This window comes from Nitrososphaerota archaeon, from assembly GCA_029785825.1.
Classification (GTDB): domain Archaea; phylum Thermoproteota; class Nitrososphaeria; order Nitrososphaerales; family Gagatemarchaeaceae; genus UBA183.
This window is the reverse complement of the sequence record JAFLYY010000001.1, coordinates 1,067,439-1,087,677: the sequence shown is the minus strand read 5'-3', so window position 1 is coordinate 1,087,677 and position 20,239 is coordinate 1,067,439. Positions and strand designations below refer to the sequence as shown.

Genomic DNA, 20,239 nt, shown 5'->3' with positions numbered 1-20,239 from the left:
TCCTCACCAGTGGAAGAGCGACCCGAAGATGCCGTTGAAGGAGCTCGTTATGGAGTTCCAGACGCTGGAGCTGTACGCGGCGCTCTGTTTCAGGATGGACTCTATCCCTCCGACCAGGAGGGAAAGGACCACGAGGGCGACGGAAAGCAGGAGAGCCTCTTCAATCAGCTGGGCCCCTCTCCTGCTCACCCTGAGCCTACGGACGATCCCCATGACCCCACAGGCGGCCGACGCTATTTAACGCGCTACGCCCCGAGAGGGGACAGGCTCCCCAGGGGGGATGCGAGGGAGTTCACCAGGGCGAAGGCGCAGAGGGAAAGGGCGACGTTCACGTAGAATCCCCTCCCTGACATGTACGCCCCCAGCATCCCGGAGCTCACGGCGGTCATGGCAGCCGCGCCATAGACCAGCCCCCCGTGGCCTATCGGAGGGGCTGAGAACTGGATGCTCCCTACCACGGGGCCCAGGGCCGCCAGCAAGCCGGTCACGGCTCCGAGGATCGCCGACGTCATGAGGCTCCGGAACCTCATCACCTTCTGCTCGAGCACCCTGCTCTCTCGCGCTTTCACCCAGCGCTCAAGGGTCGCCGCCAAGGCGCCTCCGCTCTTCCCTACCGCTGGGACGCTGCTCCTGGCGGCGGAGGCTATGAGCGACGCGAGCGTCGCCACCTCTTCCCCAGACTCGTCTCGCAGCGGACCGAGGGCGACGGGCGGGGGGTTCCCCAGCAGCACCTTCCTGGCGGCCAAGGCTCCTGCCGGGGAGAGGTCGCGCATCTCCTCGACGACGGACCTCGCGATCCCCTCGCCGTCGGCCGCGGACTGGAGCACCCTCCGGAGGGCCAGGAGCGCCGGGAGGTCGGACTTCACCTTCCGTCTCCGCCTATGGCAGTGAAATAGAACGCCACGTCGAGGACGACGAACTCCAGCGCGGTGAGCTCGGCCAGGCTCCCCCAGCTGTAAAGGTGAGCGAAGACGGCATAGAGGACGAGCAGTATCGGGGAGAAAAAGCACGCCGTCATGAGCATAGGGAGCTTGGTCTCCTTCCCTAGCTCCGAGGAGAGCTCCAGCCCCCTGACCTCTTCATCGTCCTGGTTCGCCGACCCCGCACGGTTCCCCCCGATCATCCTGAGGGCGCCTGCCGCGGAGTAGGCGGCGAGGGCTCTCGCCGCGCGTTCCACCGACGCCCCCACGTCCTCTCCGAGCAGGGTCGCCCTCGCCGCACCCCTGACGTGCGCGGCGATCGTCTCTTCCCCGGGGGTCAGCATGACGAGGGTCTTGGCGCTCGACCGCGTGACCTCGAGGAGCGCCCCTATCGCGCAGGAGAGCGGGACCGCCTCCCTCGCCTGGCTCGCCCTCTCTCTGTCCATCATCCTCCTGGGAGCCGACACGACAGCGTAGAACACGAGCGCGGCGACGGCGTAGAGGAGCGGGGACTTCGCCCCTCCGAGGACGCTTCCCACCGCGAACCCCGTTGCGAGCCAGGCCGCCGAGGCCAGGGCGACCCCGCACGCTGCCACCCTCCAGGCGGAGAGGCCGTAGTGCTCGAGAGACGCGAACCTCATGGCATCCTTGGTTCGGACCCGATGTCCCGGAGCGCTGCCTCGACGCGCTCCCGGAGCGCCTCCCCTTCGACCCCCTGAGGGAGGACCGGCCAGGAAGGTCCGGCCATGCGCCTCAGCCTGTCCTCTCGGTCTCTGGCGAACACCTCCACGATCCTGGGCGTCTCGCCCTCGGGCGCGACGGCGCAGACGCGCTTGACGTACCTCTCCTGCCTGAGCCTGTCTGGTCTAGCCATCTGCACCAGGACGCCGAGGTCGAGGAGGCTCTGTTCCGCGATGTGGTGCAGGTTGACCCACCTCCTGACCGCCTGTTCCACGGTGGAAGCGTGGAACGTCTGGATCCCTCTTGCCCCTGACGCCAGCGCCTGGAAGAACGCCCTGCTGTGCTCTTCCGACTGGATCTCGCTCAGTATGACGATGTCGGGGGACCTGTGGAGGGCCTTGACTATCTCGGACTCCTTTGTCCTCCCAGCCCCGGCCCCGCGCTCGAAAGGGTCGACCTTGACTTTCATCTGGTGGTACCCCTCGGCCAGCATGTCCCGAGTCTCCACCGCGTCTTCGATGTAGAGGCGCCGGAGCCTCCGCCCGACCTTCGCGTCGAGCGCGTTCAGGAGGGTCGTCTTTCCCGTCCCTGTCTCCCCCACGATTGTGACGTTCCCTCCGGCTTCGAGCCATCCGACCAGGAAACCTGCCGCTTCCTCGGAGATGACTCCCATCTTGACGAGCCGCGGCATCGTGAGGGTCGACACGTTCAGCCGCCTGACGTCGAGGGCGAACCTGTTCACTGCGACGGGGTCCAGGTCCAGGGAGACCCTGAGGACCGCCCCGCCGACGGTCAGGTCGTTCTTCAGGGAGGGGGTCTGGTAGTCCAGGGTGTATCCGCTGAAAGTGTCCAGGTGGGTCTTGATCGCATCCGTCTCTGTCCGCGTGAAGACGATCGATGTTTCGCACCTCCCCGCTGACACGTGGTCCAGGTAAATGGGGGAGTCCTCCGAGTCGACGAAGAACTCCGTCACCTGCGGGTCCTTGGCCAGAGCCAGCACCCTGGAGAGCCCGAGCGCTTCGAAGGCCGCAAGCTCGGAGAGCTCCCTGATCCTCTGCATGACGCCGGACGAGGCGAGCCCTTCAGCCGTCAGCCGGGTCATGACCTCCACGAGCCGGGCGAAGGTCAGCGGGACGACCTCCTCCGGGTCCAGCTCTTCGGAGGCGTCCCTTACGACCTTCCTCATCGAACCGATCACCGGCTGGGGGAGCGCGCAGGCGACTTCATAGTAGGGGGCTGGGCCTTCCGAAGCCACCCTGTAGCAGAAGGGGAAATGCTCCGAGCGCCACCCCGGCCCTTCGGGGGCGGCGAGCAGCTCCACCAGGAGCGGCGCCGGGTCCGGCTCGCGGTCCCTCCTGCGGACCGCCTTCAGGAACTCCCCGGCCAGGCGGAACCCCAACGGCACTCCCTCTCAGAAGCGGCGAGTCGATAAAAGGGGCAGGGTGGGGCGTTATATTCTGCGGGCGCCCTGTATCGCGATGGCCGAGCTCGTAGAGTACTGCCTCGTGGTCATGGTGTCTGCCCTCTTCGTGGCGGGGTCGGCTGCGACATACGGCTCCTTCCTCAACTTCGAGGCGAGGGTGCAGTTCGGGGCGTCGTCGTCTGCTGTAGAGGGCCTCGCCGCGCAGGCCGTGGCGGAAGGGAGGTCGGAGGCGGAGCTGTCCCTCCCCGCTTCGCAGATATCTTGCTCAGGGGAGACGCTCCTGTTCACGGCAGGCGTCTTCTCCGCCGCGGAGCCTGTCTCCCTCCCGTGCGACTTCGTCGTGAGCGTCTCTCAAGGGGTCCACGTGGTGGCCTTTGACGCGGAGCGGTCTGCCCTGACCGTCTCGGTGGGCTAGCATGCCCGCATCTTCGGTCGGCGCCATGGGCTCATGGGCCCTCTACATCGCTGCCGCCGCAGCCCTCCTTCTCGTCCTCTCTCCCGCCCTGATGTCCACGGCCAGCGGCGCCCGCGCCGCCGCCGACTGGAGGAGCGCGGACGGGGTCCGCGCGGTGCTGGACTCGCTGCAGCCCGGGATGAGGGTCCGGTTCTCCTTCGGCGCGCCGCAGGGGTCGGACGCCATAACGCTCGGAGGCAGGACTGTCGCGGTCTCCTACGGGTCCGGGAGCTTCTCGTTCCGGACTAGATGGGAGCTGGCGAACGCCACGCTCGACCCGGCGGAGCGTTATCTCGCGCTCTTCGTGGGAGGGGTGATAGAGGTGGTACCGGCTGGCTGAGGCAGAGACCTACGTCGACGTCGCCGTGATGTACGCGGTGCTGATCTCCCTCGCGCTGCTCGCTCTCGCGTTGATCCTCCCGGGGCTGTTCCCGCGTTGATGTTCGTGGACGTCGCAGTCGCGGTCCTGATAGGGACCTCGGCAATCACCGGTATCCTGCTCATGAGCCCCGCGGCCGGGGACGCCGCGGCCCTTCGCCTGCGGGTCAAGACGACGCTCAGGGACATGCTTGTCTCCTTCGCGGAATCCGAGGGGGTCGAGTGGTTCCTCGAGACGCCCCCTGCGGCCATCTGCTCCCAGCTGGCCTCGGCCTCCAACGCGACCTACGCCCTCTCCGCCACCATCGGCTCCTTCTCCTGCGGCGGACCTCCGCCCGGGGCCACGTCTGTCTCGCTGGACCTGGATCTGATCCCGCTCGAGGTGACGCTCTTAGGTTGGTCAGGCGCTCAGGCATAGCGGCCTCGGCGGCGTCCGCCGTGGTCTTCTCGCTCCTTCTGCTTTCGAGCCTTGCAGTCTACGCCTCCTCGCAGGGGAGGGCGAGCCTCTACGCCCAGGCGAACGCCGAGGACTCCGCGGCGGACGGCTTCAGGGTCATGGAGCTGACGGGAGCCGCGAACGTCCTGTACATGGTCCAGGAGGCACTGTCTGCCTCTCCGCTCGCGTGCCCGACGGCCAACCAGACGGCGTCCGCCGCGATCGCTTCGGCATCCTATCGCCAACGGGCCGGGAACATGACTGTCGTGGTCCAGGCGCGGCCAGCCGGCAGCTCTGGAGAGGGCGACAACCTCACAGCCCTGGCTCCCTTGGACGGAGGGGTGGCGGGCGACGTCAACATCGCGCTCCATGTCTCAGCGACCGGGGGCGCTTCACCTGATGTCTCCTTCAACAGGACCGAGGTGCACGTGGTCCATCTGGGGGTCCGCCTCCCTGCCGCGGTCTCCGACTGCGGGGCCGCCTTCCGGGCGGTGTCGGAGGCCCTCGACGGGTCAGGGCCGGTCGACTGCTCGTACAGCTCCGTGGAGGGGATAGTCGACGCCGCGGCCGGGTCCCCGGGAGCCAGGGCGCGGGCTGACGGCTTCTCTTTCGGGGTGTCCTACAGCGTCACAGACGCCTCCGGGTGCTCCGTAGCCTACTCGGTCCAACTTTCGCAGGCGGGGGTCGAAGGGCTAGGGGGAGAGTTCGGCGTCAGCTTCGAGGAGTCAGGACAAGCTTCGCTGACCCCCTTATCTTAGCCAAGGGATGAGCGAAGAGCGAGGCGCACTGCTCTCTGATGGTGTACTCAGAAGTGTCCCCGCAGTCCGCGAGCTCCTTCTGCGTCACGCGTCGCTTCCTTCGCTCGAGAAGCGACAGGCAGACCTCGGCCGAGTAGACGGCGGCCGCCGCCAGCGCGCAGGGTCTCTTCCCCTCCATGGACACCCTGTCCGTCGCTCGGAGCAGCTCCAGCGCCAGGGTCCGGAGGTCGACGAAGTACGCGGTCTGGGGGACCCCTTCCTGGCGGAGCCGCCTGGAGAGCCCCTGGTTCAGGGACAGTCGCCCCACGACCCGGGTGACGTAGTCCTCCGGTCCCCTCGCGTATGTCTTCACGGGTGACTCGAGGGAGAGCTGGATGATGGCCGAAGTCGTGACCCTCCGCCCCAGCATGGCGTGGGCTCTCAGGATCTCCCTGACGCTCGCAGACAGCACCCCCTCCACCCTGCTGGCAGCGACCAGGGAATAGGCGGACACTTCCGCGACGTTGAGCCTCCGCCTCGGGGGCGGATTGGCGACGACCTTCCTCGCTATGGCCGCCGCCTGAAGGGTCACGAACCTGGGGATGCCGAGCTTTTCGGCGACCCGCTCGATCATCTTCGCGCACTCCACTTCGGGGCCGTCGTCCCTTCCCGCGAAGTCCGAGACGGCCTTCATGTGCAGGTACCCGGTCTGCGACCCGGAGACCCCCACTGAGGACCTCTCCTTCATCGTCGCCCACTTCGACCCCATGTAGCTCCCCAGGTGCGGCCGCCCGAACACCGAAGGTCTGGGCGAGAGCCCTACTTCCACCACCGTCTTTTCCCGGACCTCGCCGCAGCTAGGGCACACCAGCTCGTCTCCTGTGTCGGAGAGAGGGACCGAGCAGTGGGCACAGCAGTCGGCTTCGACGTTCTGCATGCCGCCGACCTGGGCGCCGGCGCACATCACCTCGACGGGTACGCGGCGTCCGCCCGGGTGGACCGGTGCCCGCCCCATGCGGAGCGGAAGGCAGAAGAGAGGCGCCCGTCCCTCGAAAGTGCAGGGCGGGACGACCGCCGGGCGCCCCGCCAGAAACCTTCAAGTCGAGTTCCCGGAACGGGGTGGCCATGCCCGCCAGAGTGAAGGACATCCGCCTGACCAGCGACTCGTCCAGGGACCTGCTGAGGCAGTTGAAGGAGTCCGGGGGCTTCACCGCGAGGAAGATCGGCCAGTCCGTCGACATCGTAAAGGAGATGCTCGAAGACGGCGACTCGCTGAACTTCCTGTCTTTCCCGGCAGACCTGATAGCGACGGGCACCCGGGGCGTCATCAGGGACATGGTGAAGGAAAAGTGGTTCGACGTGCTGATTACCACCTGCGGGACGCTCGACCACGACATAGCCCGGAGCTTCGGCGGGTATTACGAAGGGAGCTTCGAGGCCGACGACAGCCTGTTGCGGAAGAAGGGGGTCCACCGTCTCGGGAACGTGTTCATCCCCCAGGCGAACTACGGCGCCCTCATCGAAAGGAAGATGGCCGGGTGGCTCGACTCCATCGTGTCCAAGGCGGGGACGGAGATCTCCACGGCCGGCCTTTGCGCCGAGATAGGGAAGAGGCTGAAGGACGACTCAATCCTCTACTGGGCGTCTAAGAACGGCATCCCTGTGGTGGTGCCGGGGATAACGGACGGAGCCGTCGGATATCAGATCTGGCAGTATTCCCAGAACCACAAGTTCCACCTGAACCTGCTCAAGGACGAGCAGATGCTGAGCGACCTGGTCTTCGAGTCGAAAAGGTCCGGCGCCCTGATCCTCGGGGGTGGGATCTCCAAGCACCACGTTATCTGGTGGAACGCCTTCAAGGGCGGGCTGGACTACGCCGTGTACATCACGACGGCCCAGGAGTTCGACGGGAGCCTGTCCGGAGCGAGGATGAAGGAGGCGATCTCCTGGGGGAAGGTCAAGCCAGGCGCGAAGCAGGTGACCGTCGACGGGGACGCCACAGTGCTCTTGCCCCTCCTCTACTCTTCCTTGGTGAAGTAGCCTCGCGGGGCGCATGCCGGACGCCGAATCACGTGACGCTGTGCCTCGCTCCATTTGGCAGCTGATCCCCTTCGGCTCCGATACGCGCCCGGCAGGGAGTCCCCTGCTCCCTTCCCCCCGCCTCTCGCGCCCTCGAAACGAACCTGACGCGGTCCCTCCCCAATTCTTTTAAACTGAAGCTGAGGGCGTCAGGCGTCGCTTGCTACCGGGCCTCGGGACCCTGCAGACCCCCCTTCCGACCTTATCTGTTTCATCCGGTCTCGTGCCCAACGGGACGAGCGCGTATCTCGCCCTGGGGCTCGCTATCCTGGCCCTCCTCTATGGGGCCGCCCTGTGGGGGTACCTGAGGCGCCAGAGCCGCGGGAACCCGAAGATGGTCGAGATCTCAGACGCCGTCAAACAGGGGGCCGGTGCCTTCCTCGCGAGGGAGTACCGCATCATCGCCCCCGTGGCTGTCGTGATCATACTGCTGATCTTTGGCCTGATCGACTACCCTAACGCGACCGGCGGGGCGACCGCGGTCGGGTTCGGGGTGGGGGCCTTCCTCTCAGCCCTCGCGGGGTACGTGGGGATGGCTGTCACCGTCAGGACAAGCTCCCGGACCGCCGAGGCGGCGAAGTCGGGGCTGGGGAGCGCCCTCACCATGGCCTTCCGGGGCGGGGGCGTGATGGGGATGACCGTGGTCGGGCTCGACCTTCTCGGGCTGTCCGCCTTCTACCTGTTCTACTCGAACACCATAGCCTCCTCCCCTGCGACTCTTGCGGGGCTCGGGTTCGGCGCTTCGCTCATCGCCATGTTCATGAGGGTCTCCGGGGGGATCTACACCAAGGCGGCGGACGTCGGGGCCGACCTTGTCGGGAAAGTGGAGGCCGGCATCCCCGAGGACGACCCGAGGAACCCTGCGGTGATAGCGGACAACGTCGGCGACAACGTCGGCGACTGCGCCGGGATGGGGGCCGACGTCTACGAGTCCTACGTCGTGACGACGATAGCCGTGATGATACTGGGGGCTCTGATCCCCGCAGGCGTGGGGGAGGGGCTCCTGGTCTATCCGCTCCTGCTCGGTGCCTCTGGGATCGTCGGCGCCATGGTGGGGAGCCTCTACATCAGGAAGTCGATAAAGTCCAACCCGCTCCGTGCGCTGAACATCACGCTGGTCATCGCCGCCGTGGTGGCCGTGGTCCTCGACTTCGTCTTCGGCCAGTTCCTCTTCGGCGGGTCCACGCTCGGGTACTACCTCTTCGCGAGCGCCATAGTCGGAGTGGTCGTCGTTATAGTGATCGAGAACGTCGCCAACTACTTCACCTCCTACTCCTACGGGCCGGTCAGAGAGATCGCCCGCTCCAGTCTGACGGGAGCGGCCACGAACTTCCTTTCAGGGTTCTCCACCGGCCTCGAGAGCGCGGCCCCTTCGGCCGTGGTGCTCGTGGTGGCGATAATCGCGTCCTACTCGCTCGGGTATTACGGGTCTGGAGGGGACGTCCTCACGGGGATCTACAGCACCGCCGTGGCGACGATGTCAATGCTGTCGCTCACAGGTATCATAATGTCGATAGACTCCTTCGGCCCGATCACAGACAACGCCAACGGGATCGTCGAGATGGCCGGGCTCGAGAAGGGGGTCAGGGACGTCACCGACGAGCTCGACGCCCTGGGGAACACGACGAAGGCCACCACGAAGGCGTTCGCCGTCACCTCGGCCGCCCTCGCGGCGGTCGCGATATTCGAGGCCTTCCAGCACGAGGCTTCCAGGATAATCCTCAACGCCGGGGGGTCGGTCGCCAGCAGGTACGCGTCTTCGATGGTCAACGGCCAGCTGGAGTTCAGCCTCTCCAACCCATACGTGGTCATTGGTCTTCTGATAGGCGGCCTCATGCCGTTCTACTTCTCGAGCTTCCTGATCAAGGCGGTCGGGCGGGCTGCCTACACCATAGTCAACGAGGTCAGGCGGCAGTTCAAGGAGATCCCGGGGATCATGGAAGGGACCGCGAAGCCGGACTACGCCAAGGCGGTCGGGATCAGCACAAACGCCGCCATCCGGGAGCTCGTGATGCCGGGAGCCCTGGCCATCGTCACCCCGCTCGTTGTGGGGTTCGTCCTTGGCCCCCTGGCGCTGGGAGGGCTCTTGATAGGGACGGTGGTGTCGGGCGTCTTCCTCGCGTTCACCATGACCAACGGAGGCGCCGCCTGGGACAACGCGAAGAAGTACATCGAGACCGGTCAGCTGGGCGGGAAAGGGTCCGACGCCCACAAGGCCGCCGTGATGGGCGACACGGTGGGAGACCCGTTCAAGGACACGGCGGGGCCAGCGATCAACTCTCTGATCAAGGTCGTCAACACGATATCCATAGTGTTCATCTCGGCCATCGTCCTCTACGCCCTCTTCATCTAGAACCCGGAAAAAGAGGTGGGGATGGGACGTCCGGTGGCGGCTGCCACGTTCGGACCCATGTGAATGCGCTCACTGACGGCTGGCCACTGCAGGCGCACGCGTAACCGCTCCGCCACCCCACCGCGAAACGGGCTCGTTCATGACGATAATTATGCGTTATACGGAGCGGCGGAGGAACCCGACCCGAGGTTCCCCAAAACGCCCGCGCGGCGAGTCAACCTTATAACCGATGTTAGGGCAGCAACACAGCGCACGACCTAATGTATTCGGGACTGCTCGCCGCGCCGCCGACGGTTGCCACTTACTCTTACCTGCTCGACTGGTATCTGTTCTTCGGCGTCGGGGCCGCGGTAGTCGTGATCAGCATGCTCGCGGTCTTCATGATCAGGTACAGGGACAGGGGGGAGAAGACACCGATGCCAAAGCACAAGACAGAGGGGTGGAAGATCGTCCTCGTCACCGTCCTGATCAGCGTGACCATACTCTCCGCCGCAGAGTACCAGACGTTCGCGGCCTTCGGGAACATCGAGATCCCCAACAACGCGCTCTGCGTGCAGCAGACTGGGTCCCCTTGCGTCCAGGTCTGCGTCCAGGCCTTCCAGTGGGGGTGGAACTACACCTATCCTGTCAACGGGATGACTTGCGCCGAGTCTTACAGCCACGGGCTCTACTCCGGGGCCCCCGGGAACCTCACCATCCCGGCCGGTAGGGACGTCGTGCTGAACCTGACTTCCACCGACGTCTTCCACTCGATGGGGATCACGATGCTCGACGAGAAGGAGGACGCCATCCCAGGCAGGGTGAACCAGATGTGGTTCGAGGTCCCGTCGGTGCAGGTCGCCGCGTCCCCCGACGTCCTGAAGGTGACGTGCAACCCAGGGCTGACTGCCTGCACATACGTCGACGCCATCAGGTGCTTTGAGCTCTGCGGGGTCGGCCATGCGACCATGTTCGCCAACCTGACCGTCGTCACGCAGTCGTCCTGGAACGCCTGGACGGGAGGCCAGTCCGCCTGATGGCGCCAGCGTGGCTGACCCGATGGCTGTACACCACCAACCACAAGGACGTCGGGCTCCTCTACTTCTTCACTTCGTGCTACTTCGGGATCGTCGGGGCCGTCCTCGCCCTGCTGATGAGGGTCCAGCTGTCCGTCCCCAACAACAACTTCCTCAACGCCTTCTACTACGACCAGGCGGTCACCATGCACGGCCTCATAATGATATTCTGGTTCCTCTCTCCCATAGCCATCGGCCTGGCCAACTATTTCGTCCCCCTGCAGATAGGGGCCGAGGACCTGGCCTTCCCCCGCCTCAACGCGCTCAGCTACTGGCTGTACCTCGCAGGAGGGGTGCTGGCGGTGGCGAGCTTCTTCGTCCCCGGCGGCTCGGCCAGCGCCGGGTGGACCACATATCAGCCGCTGGCGGTCCTGACGGCGGGGTCGGGCCCGACCCTCACCTACCTGGGGCTCGTCCTCCTGGCCGTCTCCGTCACCCTCGGCAGCGTCAACTTCCTGACCACCATCATCTGGCTGCGCGGCCCGGGGGTCACCATGTCCAAGATACCGATGTTCACCTGGTTCTTCCTGTTCACCATCATAGCCATGCTCTATGCCTTCCCCACCATCATCGCCGCCTTCGTCCTCGCTTCGACGGACAGGATCCTCGGCACCGTCTTCTTCACCACTCAGGCGATCCAGCCGTCCATCCTCTGGGACAACCTCTTCTGGTTCTTCGGGCACCCTGAGGTCTACATCGTCCTCCTCCCCGCCTTCGGCATCATAGCCAACGTCATCCCGCAGTTCACCGGCCGCCCGCTGGCCGCCAGGAACGCGATACTCGTGGCCACGGCCCTCGTCGTCATCCCGCTCAGCTTCGGGGTCTGGATGCACCACATGTTCCTCACCGGCATACCGGTCGCCCTGCAGGGGGCCTTCAGCATAGCCACGATAGCGATCTCCATCCCGTTCGACGTCATCACCCTCTCCTTCGTGGAGTCGCTCATACGCGGGAGGGTGAAGTTCGCCACCCCGATGCTCTTCTCCCTCGGGGGTGTCATCCTCTTCATAATCGGAGGGATCACCGGGGTGTTCCTCTCGTCTCCGGTCCTCGACAGGGTCTTCCGGGGCTCGTACTTCGTTGTCTCCCACTTCCACTACGTGATGGTCGGGGCCGCCATCTTCGGGATCATCGCCGGCGTCTACTACTGGCTGCCGAGGATGACGGGGCACATGTACAACGAGAAGCTCGGCCAGCTGCACTTCGTCATCTCGTTCATCGGGTTCAACATACTCTACTTCCCCATGAACCTCCTGTACGACATGCCCAGGAGGATATTCACCTACCAGAACGTGGGGAACTGGGCCATGCTCAACGGGGTGGCCTCGATAGGCGCGTTCATCTTCGCAGGCGCCCAGATACTCCTGGCCTGGAACGTCCTCCACACGTGGTTCAGGGGCCCGCAGGCTCCAGCCAACCCGTGGGGGTCCCCCGACCTCGAGTGGGCTTCGCAGGCCGAAGGGATGTCGCCGGCGGCCCACACGCCGCCACCGGCCCCCGCCGGAGGATGGATCGGCCAGCTTTCCAGCGGCCCTGCCGTCGCCGCCGCGTCCACTGGGGCGGCACCCCATGACGCCGGAGAGCACGCACACCTGAGCTCCAGGCCCCTGCAGCTCAGCGTCGGGATCATGTTATTCCTCGCGGGCGCGGCGACCTGGCCGGGGGTTACGGCCCTGGGGCTCCTGGTCGTGGGAGGGCTCGTCGTGATCTACGCCTTCTGGGAGTGGGCCAAGGACGACCTGCACGGCAGGTTCACCATCCCGGCCGAGGTGGACGGGGACAGGTGGCCCTTCGCGGGGGTCCCCAAGCTCAAGCTGGGGATGTGGGTGTTCCTCTCGTCCGAAGTGGTCCTGTTCGGGAGCTTCCTGGGCGCGCTGATATTCATCCGCGCCGCCTCCCCCAACTGGCCCCCTGCGGGGAGCATACACGACATACCCCTGGGGACGGTCAACACCCTGGTCCTGGTGACGAGCGGGTTCACCATGTTCCTGGCCATACAGGCGATACGGCAAGGGGACCAGAGGAGGCTGCTCGGGTGGCTGGGCACCACGTTCGCCCTCGGAGCGGTCTTCATGGGGATCAAGGTGTCCGAGTGGATCACCCTGGGGACGAACCACTTCGTCCTCACCAACCCCACCTACTCCCTCGCAGCAAGCGCCTACTACATCATAGTCGGCCTGCACGGGGCCCACGTGACCGCGGGGCTGATTTTCATGATCTATCTGATGAAGAAAACATCGAGCGGGTTCTACACGAAGGAGAACCACGAGGCCATAGAGAACTTCGGGCTCTACTGGGCGTTCGTGGACATCGTGTGGTGCTTCGTCTTCCCGCTCTTCTACCTTCTCTAGGTGACATAGCGATGAGAACAGTAGTCGGGGCGGGGGTCTGGGTCTACATGGTCCTGGCCGTGCTCACCGAGGTCATCATCTACTACCAGCACCTGGTCTACCCGGTCCTGGTCTCGGCGGTCTCCATCCTCGCCACCAGCCAGGGGGTGGCCATAGTCCTGTTCTACATGCAGATGAAGGACGAGCCCGCCTCGGTGAAGCTCTTCGCCATCATACCCATCATGTTCCTGTCGGCGCTGCTGGTAGCGGAGCTCGCCTCGCTAGGGTGACAAGGTTGGAGACAGAACATTCGCAGCGTGTCCCCCGGGGGGTGCTCATCGGGCTGGGCCTTCTGATGATCATCGTGGCAGGGACCCTGGCCGGGGTCTTCGCCTTCAAGCTCCAGCCGACGTACCATCCGCCGGGGACTTTCGTCTGTCCGGCAGGGGACGCGTGCGTCACGATAGTCGACGGGGCCTCCACTCCGTACACGGGGTACTCCGGGGCCCCCACCCAGCTCTACGGTTACTCGCCAGGGAACATCACGGTCGTCATAGGGACGAACAACACGGTGGTCTGGTCGAACGGCGACGTCACCTTCCACACGGTGACTTCGAACACGCTGGCTTTCGACAGCGGGTGCATCAGCAGCACCACCGTAAAGTGCTCCCCCGCGTCCGCGACCACCTACCAGTACACGTTCACGACCCCCGGGGTCTACGTCTACCACTGCTCCTACCACCTCTGGATGGAAGGGGTGGTGGTGGTCAAGGCCGCCCCCGGCTCAGGTGCCTAGATGTGGCGTCCGGGCCCTGCGAGCGCTTTATTAGCGGCGGAGCACCATGAACCCGAAGGCGCGCCGATTGTCTGAGAAAGACGAAGGGAACGTCTTCCCGGGGAACTGGGACGTTGTCTCAGACGCCCTGATCAGGACCTACGAGCTCTGGTTCCCGCAGAACTGGAGCCCCGTGGACCTCCCCTGGGAGGAGTGCGACGCGAAGAACTTCTCGTCAGAAGAGGCGGTCGCCCAGGCTTACTGGCTGTCGAAGCTCGCGCTCTTCGAGAAGTCTGGGATAGGCGCGTTCGGCGCGGCCGCGGTCCAGGCGGCCACCCACCAGTTCGAGGACCCGACCAAGAAGTTCCTCACCGCGGTGGCCTTCGACGAGTGCAGGCACGACGAGGTCTGCAGGAGGGCGTGCGCCCGGGTCTGCCCCAACTTCCCCTACAGGTTCAAGCCGAAGTCGGAGCTCGAGGAGAAGGCCCACAGGAACATAATGGCCCTATACGACAACGGGGCCCGCTACTGGAGCGCGTTCAACCAGGCCTGGGGAAAGTACCCCCTTGAGCTCATATTCTCGAGCTTCTTCTTCGCCGAGATAGGCGCCCAGCTCATCTTCAAGGAGGTGGGGGAGCGCTCCACCAACAAAGTCTACGCCGGGGCCTTCCGCAACATCACCAGGGACGAGTCCAGGCACCTGACCGGGACCCTGGCCATGCTCGAGCGCCTGGCCGAGAGGATGTCGAAGGAGGACAAGTCCAAGATCTCCCGGCAGCTCAAGCACGGCTTCATCTACCTCTCCCCGCTGCTCTTCAAGCCGATGAGGGACTTCTGGAAGCTCCCCGACGACTTCTTCGAGTACGACCAGAAGCTCGAGGAGCTCGCGGCGAAGTCCGGGCTCGGGGTCCCGAAGGTCGAGGACAGGTCGGACGCATGGCTGAAGGCGATCAGCAGGCACAGGTCCAAGATCGAGGAGCTCGGCATACCGGTCCCGGAGATCAGGGAGATAGGCTTGGCGGGGCTCGAGGTCGACGTGAAGAAAGGCGACGAGATCATCGCCACCCCGCTCTAGCGCCTCCAGCTCTCCACGGTGAGCAGCACCGGGGCGGCGAAGGCGAGGGTGATGACCCCGCTCCAGAGCCAGGCGGACTGGTATCCGTAAGTCCCGGCCAGAAAGGAGAACAGCAGCGGAGGGGCGAAAGAGCCTGTCAGCGATATGCTGTTGACCCAGGCCACTGCGAGGCTCTCGTACTCCTTCCCCGCCCGGTTCATCTCCCTGGCCCCGGCGAAGGCGAAGGTGTAGCCGACCCCCGCCACCACCCCGCCCAGCGCGGAGCAGGCTGCGGCCGCATACACCGAAGGATATGACCCCAACGCCAGGGCGGCGGCGCTCCCCAGAAGCGAAGCCAGCATTATCCACTTGTGCCTCGAAATCAGGTCGAAGGCCCTGCCGCTCAGGAGGGCGGCGAATATCGGGACTATCGTGACGAGGGACGTCAGGAGGGCTGCCAGGACCCCTGACAGCCCCAGCGACTTCACCCCGTACAGGGTCATGAACCCAGTGATGTCTATGTTCGCGATCCCCAAGCCGACGGTCCCGAGACCGAGGTAGACGAGCTGCCTGTCGAGCAAGACCTTGAGGAGCGGCTCCTTCAGCACGGGGGGAGCGCTCCTGGCTGCGTCCCCCGGGACCAGGGCGGCGACGAGGACAGCGGTCAGGACGCCAAGTCCGCCTGAAAGGGCGAGGCTCTGCCTCCACCCGGCGACGGTCGCGATTGCCACCCATCCGGTCAGGCCGAGTATCCCGCCGACGTCGAAGGCAGAGTTCAGCAGTCCGACGCCGAGCCCTGACTTCTCCCCCCGGATCAGGCCCGCGATGATTATCACGGCAGGCGCGAAGACGAAGGCCATCCCCCATCCGACGAGGAACCGGAGGGCCGCGACCTCGGCCGTGCTCGTGGCGACCGAAGTCCCGAGGGCGGAGAGGGAGTAGAGGAAGATCCCCGTGACCACCACCTTCTTGGTCCCCCACCTGGCGGCCAGGATGCCTCCGGGGATCTGCATGAGGCCGAGCCCCAGATAGAACGTCGAAGTGAGGACGCCGAGGTCAGATACTCCCGCATGGAGCTCCGGCTCCATCAGGTAGAATATGGCCCCGAAGTTCACCCAGTTCACGGCGTACACGACCCTGGAGACTATCAGGGAGCCCGCGGCCCGCGGGTTCCTGAATGAGCTGAGCAACCACCGAGGGCCGGGGCGTTGGTTCTATAATCCAATCGGGGCGAGCCGATTCTCACGCTTTCCGCGCCTGCCGTCGATATTCTGGGCCTTTTGTCGCAAAACAGGAAGGCCCTGAGGTCGAGCCTATCTCCGGCCACGAACAGCGCTTCCTTCGATTCGCCAAATCGGGCACCGCAGACGGTAAAGGCGTTCCCTAACTCCCGAAACCTGGAGCTTCTGGCGTCGCTCTGCTTGGCCCCTGAGGCGTTGGAACCGCAAAAAGGCCCCTAGACAGCGTCCGGACGGAAAAAACCCCGTTTTGAGCCCCGTTGGCTCAGGTTTATATAGCAAACTACCTCCGATTGACGCCGAGGCAACTCGCAGTGGTAACAGGATACTGCGTCTACGAGAAGAAGAAGAACAGGGAGATCAAGAATCCCAAGCAAATCAAACTGAAGAACGGCCGCCCCGCCGTGAAGGGCACCTGCGCCTCGTGCGGCAAGCCGATCTTCAGGATTGGCAAGCTGAAGTAGATTCTGTTCTCCCGTTCCTTTTTTATGAAGAGCTCCCGGGCACAGCCGCGAATCTGATTGGTCCTCAAGCTGTTCAACAGCCTCGGCAGAGAGCTGCAGGCGTTCGTCCCCATCAACGCCGGCGAGGTCCGGATGTACACCTGCGGCCCCACCGTGTGGAACTATGCCCACATCGGCAACTTCAGGACCTTCGTCTTCCAGGACGTCCTCAGGCGACACCTCGAGTTCAAGGGGTACAAGGTGACGCAGGTGATGAACATCACAGACGTCGAGGACAAGATAATCAAAGGGATCAGGGAGACCGGGAAGTCTCTGAGGGAGCTGACCGACTTCTACACCTCGGCCTTCATCGAGGACCTCGACGCGCTCAGGATCGAGAGGCCGGAGCGGCTCGCCCGGGCGACAGAGCACATGGATGCCATGCTCGCCCTGATACGGACGCTGCGCGACAGAGGGCTCGCGTACAGGTCTGCCGACGGGTCCTGGTACTTCGCGGTGTCCAAGTTCAAGGCGTACGGCGCCCTTTCGGGGGTGAAGCTCGGCTCCCAGAGGTCAGCGGGGAGGGTCTCGGCCGACCACTACGAAGCGAAGAAGGGGGCCGCGGACTTCGCGGTCTGGAAGGCCTGGGTCCCAGACGACGGGGGGGTCTTCTGGGAGACCGAGTTCGGGAAAGGGAGGCCCGGGTGGAGCCTCGAGTGCTCGGCCATGTCCATGAAGTACCTCGGGGATACGTTCGACATCCACACCGGGGGGATCGACCTCAGGTTCCCGCACCACGAGAACGAGATAGCGCAGTCAGAGTCTGCCACAGGGAAGAAGTTCGTCAACTACTGGCTCCACGCCGAGTTCCTCGGCATAGGCGGGGCGGAGATGCACAAGTCGGCCGGGAACTTCGTCACCTTCAGGGAGCTCAGAAAGGACGGGTGGGACCCCCTGACGATCAGGCTCTTCCTCATGTCCGCGAGGTACAGGGACCCCATCGACCTGACCGCCAAGGCCCTCGAGCAGGCGCGCTCCCAGAGGGCGAGGGTGCAGGAGCTCGTCTCCAGGCTCAGGGCGCCCGCCAGCGGGGCCGGAAAGGGGTCGGGGGCTCCGGACGCTTTCCTCCGGGACTTCGAGTCGGCCATGGACGACGACCTCAACACCCCGAAGGCGATCTCCGCGCTCCTCGCATTCGTAAGGGAGTCCAACGCGCTCGCTGACTCCGGACGGCTAGGCGCCGAGGGGGGTGCGTCCGTCCTCGGCGCCCTGGAGAGGGCAAACTCTGTCCTGGGGGTCATCGACTTCGGCGAAGACGCCCTGGAGCCCGAGCTCCGGGACCTGCTCACGAGGCGCGACGAGGCGCGGAAGAGAAAAGACTTCGCCGAGTCCGACAGGCTGAGGAAGGAGCTCCTTGCCGCGGGGGTGGTCGTCGAGGACGCTCCAGGCGGGACGCGCTGGAAGCGGGCGGGCCGAGGTTAACTCTCCGACTCCAGCAGCTCAAATCCGGTAAATCCCCTGGATAAATCCGGCCGGCGGCTGTCACAGAGCCATGGCGGCCACAGCCGAGCCGGCTCCTGCGAGGGCCCCGGGGGTCCGAGGGTCACCCCTCCGGCGGGGGGTGTCCCTCCATTCGCGCGGGACCAGGCTGACCGTGGACCCCGACGGCTCGGTCAGCTCATTCTACTCGCTCAAGGAGAGGCGGGCCCTGTTCGGACTGGAGCAGCTCTGGCTCTACAAGGTCCAGGCGGGTATCGTCGTCCCGGCCCAGAGGGTCGAGTGGACGTTCAGGGCCGAACCGGGGAGGGTGATGGCCGCAGGCGAGGCTTTCGGCGCCGAAGTCCAGCAGACGGTCGAGTTCTTCCGCGGCGCGTCCTGCGGGTTCGTGAGGACAGCCTCGTTCAGGAACGCTTCTCGGGGTCCCCTGCGGCTCCGCGTCCTGGAGCTCGCCGACCCGACGGCGGCCCACTTCGGCCCCCCGGACCGCTGGGGCGCGATGGGGGTAAACGCATTCAACCGCGGGAGCCACGTCGCCATGGACGAGGTCTCCGACCCCGCTTCAGCCAGGGTGGTGGGCGCCTCCCCTGCCCCTTCGAGGTTCTACATGACGTCGAGCAGGGCGCGTGCGCAGGACGTCCTTTCGTCGGGGGAGCTCCCTGAAGGGACGGCGGGGATGTCGGGGCAGACGCTCGTCTTGTCATGTCACGAGCTCGAGCTGGGGCCCGGAGAGTCGAGGGACCTCGCGTTCACCTCGGTCTACAGCGCCGGGAAGCTGGAGGACGCCCTGGCGGACTTCGCGCGCAACCGCTCCGGGGAAAGCGGAGCCAGGGCAGACGTCCCCTGGATGTCATGCTCCGACCAGGCGGTCGCACAAGCCGCGTCATGGGCCCTTACGCAGGCGCAGGCAGGCGCCTACTCTGAGGACCTCCTCGACCGGGCCGAAGTCCTCCCCGCGCTGACCTGGTTCTCCCCTGATCTGGCGGCAGAAGCGATCGCAGGCGTGAAGTCCCTGGTGCGCCGAGACGGGGCGCTCCCGCACTCCCTCGACCGCTCGAAGCCCGGGCTCCTGGAGTCGGCCCTGCTGCTCAGGGCGACGGCCGCCTACCTGGCGCTGTCGCAGGACAAGAAGCTGGCGAGGGCCCACTATCCGACGGTGAAGAAGCTCGCAGGCGCCCTCATGGGCCGCTCCGAGGGGGCCACGGTGGAGACCGACCCGGACCTCCCCCAGGGGTGGCGTAGGCGCCTGGGGCGAGGGTATCCGACGGGCGAAATCCCCGAGCTGTCACTTGCCCTGTCGGGGGCGCTCGAGGCCGCGTCAAAGGTCTCCCGCCTGGTCGGGAAGCCGGGAGACGCCGGGAAGTTCCTGGAGAGGTCCAGGATGGTCGCAGAGAGGGTGAGGGCCACCCTCCTCGACGAAAGGGGGTCCCTCTCCCTGTGCAGGGACGCGTCGGGGCGGCTCCGGACCGACGAGACCATCGACATGGCGGTGGCGGCCTTCCGCCATCCGTTCATGGCGCCCGCCGAGCAGGCAGCCGCCCACAGGCTCTTCGAGAAGGACTTCGACACCCCCTACGGCCCGCGGACCGTCCCCACGTCTAACTCAGTCTACTTCAACGGCTCCTACGGGGAAGGGGAGCTGGGAGGGGTATGGACCCGTGCCGCCCTTGCCCACGCCGTCCTCTGCTACAGGGTGGGGCTCGGCGGGCTGGGGGGGTCGCAGGTCTCGAAGGTCGCGCGCCTGGTCGACGACGGCTATCAGAAGCTCGGAGGCGCGCCGGGGTCCTTCCCGTACTGGATAGACGCCGACGGGAAGACCGTTGGAGGGGCCGGGTCCGACCCGGTGGCCGCGGCGAGGTTCTTGGAGGCGCTGATGGCGGGCGAGCTCGGGCTCCCAGAGGGAGCCGAGAAGGCGTCGCTGGACCCGCCGCACGCCTCCTCCCTCGGCTGGCTGGCCGTGTCCGGCTTCTGGGCAGGCGACAGGTCTACGGCGTTCGTCGGACGGGGGGCCGGCGGACCGCGCGTCTTCTACAGCGGAGCGAAGCTGGAGTGCAAAGGAGGGACCGGGTTCGGAAAGTCCGAACGCGTCGACGTCCTTCACGGCGGGGTCTCGGCGCTCTCCTTCCATACCCCGGGGCAGGTGATATGCCTGGGGAGCTCGGTCCCGGCCCCGACGAAGTTCACCGTCTCCTTCTCTCCCCGGGCCGCCGAGCTCGCGCGGCGGCTGAGCACCCCCCTCGAGGCGTACGACCCGGTGAAGGGGACGTGGAACAGGCTAGGGAGCCTCCGCGTGTCCGCCTCGATGAGCTTCGAAGCGTCTCTTGAGGCCGGCGGGTGGAAGGCCTACAGGGTCTCGACTCCTTAAATTCCACTCCGGCGCCCGGAG

20 protein-coding genes and 1 tRNA gene are annotated in these 20,239 nt (G+C 65.7%); 14 read left to right on the top strand and 7 right to left on the bottom strand.

Translation table 11 applies throughout. The features are described 5' to 3' along the window. Positions 1 to 3: 3 nt before the first annotated feature. Genes JRN21_05740 through JRN21_05725 form a run of 4 tightly spaced genes read right to left on the bottom strand, consistent with a single transcriptional unit; the run spans position 4 to position 3,006 of the window. Positions 4 to 213 (bottom strand): hypothetical protein, encoded by a 210-nt coding sequence (locus JRN21_05740; GenBank protein MDG6988813.1) that lies wholly within the window; start codon positions 211 to 213, stop codon positions 4 to 6. Positions 214 to 245: 32 nt separating this feature from the next. Then, entirely contained in the window at positions 246 to 866 is a 621-nt protein-coding gene (locus tag JRN21_05735) for a hypothetical protein (protein ID MDG6988812.1), read from the bottom strand. Beyond that, positions 863 to 1,561, bottom strand: a complete 699-nt coding sequence (locus JRN21_05730; GenBank protein ID MDG6988811.1) for a hypothetical protein — start codon at positions 1,559 to 1,561, stop codon at positions 863 to 865. Before JRN21_05730 ends, JRN21_05735 begins: the two co-directional genes overlap by 4 nt. Next, the gene (locus JRN21_05725) at positions 1,558 to 3,006 is read right to left on the bottom strand and encodes a type II/IV secretion system ATPase subunit (protein MDG6988810.1); all 1,449 of its coding nucleotides are present in this window, start codon (positions 3,004 to 3,006) and stop codon (positions 1,558 to 1,560) included. Before JRN21_05725 ends, JRN21_05730 begins: the two co-directional genes overlap by 4 nt. Positions 3,007 to 3,079: 73 nt before the next feature. Here JRN21_05725 and JRN21_05720 point away from each other — a divergent pair, with 73 nt between their 5' ends. The 4 genes from JRN21_05720 to JRN21_05705 all read left to right on the top strand — a co-directional run bounded on the left by JRN21_05720 (position 3,080) and on the right by JRN21_05705 (position 5,050). Next, complete coding sequence (locus tag JRN21_05720) at positions 3,080 to 3,439, top strand: hypothetical protein (protein MDG6988809.1); 360 nt, start codon at positions 3,080 to 3,082, stop codon at positions 3,437 to 3,439. Position 3,440: 1 nt separating this feature from the next. Next, positions 3,441 to 3,818 carry a hypothetical protein gene (locus JRN21_05715; protein ID MDG6988808.1) on the top strand — a complete coding sequence of 126 codons (378 nt, stop codon included), beginning with the start codon at positions 3,441 to 3,443 and terminating at the stop codon, positions 3,816 to 3,818. A gap of 96 nt (positions 3,819 to 3,914) precedes the next feature. Then, on the top strand, positions 3,915 to 4,274 hold the full coding sequence (locus tag JRN21_05710; GenBank protein ID MDG6988807.1) for a hypothetical protein: 360 nt from the start codon (positions 3,915 to 3,917) through the stop codon (positions 4,272 to 4,274). Beyond that, positions 4,253 to 5,050: a hypothetical protein gene (locus JRN21_05705; GenBank protein MDG6988806.1), complete on the top strand. Its 798-nt coding sequence runs from the start codon at positions 4,253 to 4,255 to the stop codon at positions 5,048 to 5,050. The genes JRN21_05710 and JRN21_05705 overlap by 22 nt, the downstream gene beginning before the upstream one ends. On the opposite strand, the gene JRN21_05700 is transcribed toward JRN21_05705, so the two are convergent. Beyond that, positions 5,004 to 5,966 (bottom strand): hypothetical protein, encoded by a 963-nt coding sequence (locus tag JRN21_05700; GenBank protein ID MDG6988805.1) that lies wholly within the window; start codon positions 5,964 to 5,966, stop codon positions 5,004 to 5,006. The two genes, JRN21_05705 and JRN21_05700, sit on opposite strands and share 47 nt — an antisense overlap. Positions 5,967 to 6,154: 188 nt before the next feature. Between JRN21_05700 and JRN21_05695 the strand changes: the two genes are divergently transcribed. Together JRN21_05695 and JRN21_05690 are read left to right on the top strand one after the other, a co-directional pair. Next, entirely contained in the window at positions 6,155 to 7,069 is a 915-nt protein-coding gene (locus tag JRN21_05695) for a deoxyhypusine synthase (GenBank protein MDG6988804.1), read from the top strand. Positions 7,070 to 7,361: 292 nt separating this feature from the next. Beyond that, positions 7,362 to 9,461 carry a sodium-translocating pyrophosphatase gene (locus JRN21_05690; GenBank protein MDG6988803.1) on the top strand — a complete coding sequence of 700 codons (2,100 nt, stop codon included), beginning with the start codon at positions 7,362 to 7,364 and terminating at the stop codon, positions 9,459 to 9,461. Between the two features lie 13 nt (positions 9,462 to 9,474). On the opposite strand, the gene JRN21_05685 is transcribed toward JRN21_05690, so the two are convergent. Continuing rightward, positions 9,475 to 9,583, bottom strand: a tRNA-Cys gene (locus JRN21_05685). Between the two features lie 138 nt (positions 9,584 to 9,721). Here JRN21_05685 and JRN21_05680 point away from each other — a divergent pair. The 5 genes from JRN21_05680 to JRN21_05660 all read left to right on the top strand — a co-directional run bounded on the left by JRN21_05680 (position 9,722) and on the right by JRN21_05660 (position 14,696). Continuing rightward, positions 9,722 to 10,477 (top strand): hypothetical protein, encoded by a 756-nt coding sequence (locus JRN21_05680; protein MDG6988802.1) that lies wholly within the window; start codon positions 9,722 to 9,724, stop codon positions 10,475 to 10,477. Continuing rightward, a complete protein-coding gene (locus tag JRN21_05675) occupies positions 10,477 to 12,867 on the top strand; it encodes a cbb3-type cytochrome c oxidase subunit I (GenBank protein ID MDG6988801.1) in 2,391 nt (796 codons plus the stop codon). Before JRN21_05680 ends, JRN21_05675 begins: the two co-directional genes overlap by 1 nt. Positions 12,868 to 12,878: 11 nt before the next feature. Further along, positions 12,879 to 13,136, top strand: coding sequence for a cytochrome C oxidase subunit IV family protein (locus tag JRN21_05670; GenBank protein ID MDG6988800.1), 258 nt, complete (start codon positions 12,879 to 12,881; stop codon positions 13,134 to 13,136). A gap of 5 nt (positions 13,137 to 13,141) precedes the next feature. Continuing rightward, positions 13,142 to 13,642 carry a hypothetical protein gene (locus tag JRN21_05665; GenBank protein ID MDG6988799.1) on the top strand — a complete coding sequence of 167 codons (501 nt, stop codon included), beginning with the start codon at positions 13,142 to 13,144 and terminating at the stop codon, positions 13,640 to 13,642. Between the two features lie 67 nt (positions 13,643 to 13,709). Then, complete coding sequence (locus JRN21_05660; protein MDG6988798.1) at positions 13,710 to 14,696, top strand: hypothetical protein; 987 nt, start codon at positions 13,710 to 13,712, stop codon at positions 14,694 to 14,696. On the opposite strand, the gene JRN21_05655 is transcribed toward JRN21_05660, so the two are convergent. Continuing rightward, positions 14,693 to 15,865: an MFS transporter gene (locus JRN21_05655; protein ID MDG6988797.1), complete on the bottom strand. Its 1,173-nt coding sequence runs from the start codon at positions 15,863 to 15,865 to the stop codon at positions 14,693 to 14,695. The two genes, JRN21_05660 and JRN21_05655, sit on opposite strands and share 4 nt — an antisense overlap. A gap of 341 nt (positions 15,866 to 16,206) precedes the next feature. Here JRN21_05655 and JRN21_05650 point away from each other — a divergent pair, with 341 nt between their 5' ends. The 3 genes from JRN21_05650 (at position 16,207) to JRN21_05640 (ending at position 20,218) form a co-directional block, all read left to right on the top strand. Then, the gene (locus tag JRN21_05650) at positions 16,207 to 16,377 is read left to right on the top strand and encodes a hypothetical protein (GenBank protein ID MDG6988796.1); all 171 of its coding nucleotides are present in this window, start codon (positions 16,207 to 16,209) and stop codon (positions 16,375 to 16,377) included. A gap of 57 nt (positions 16,378 to 16,434) precedes the next feature. Continuing rightward, positions 16,435 to 17,838: a cysteine--tRNA ligase gene (locus tag JRN21_05645; protein ID MDG6988795.1), complete on the top strand. Its 1,404-nt coding sequence runs from the start codon at positions 16,435 to 16,437 to the stop codon at positions 17,836 to 17,838. 70 nt (positions 17,839 to 17,908) lie between these two features. Further along, positions 17,909 to 20,218 (top strand): hypothetical protein, encoded by a 2,310-nt coding sequence (locus JRN21_05640; protein MDG6988794.1) that lies wholly within the window; start codon positions 17,909 to 17,911, stop codon positions 20,216 to 20,218. Positions 20,219 to 20,239 lie beyond the last annotated feature (21 nt).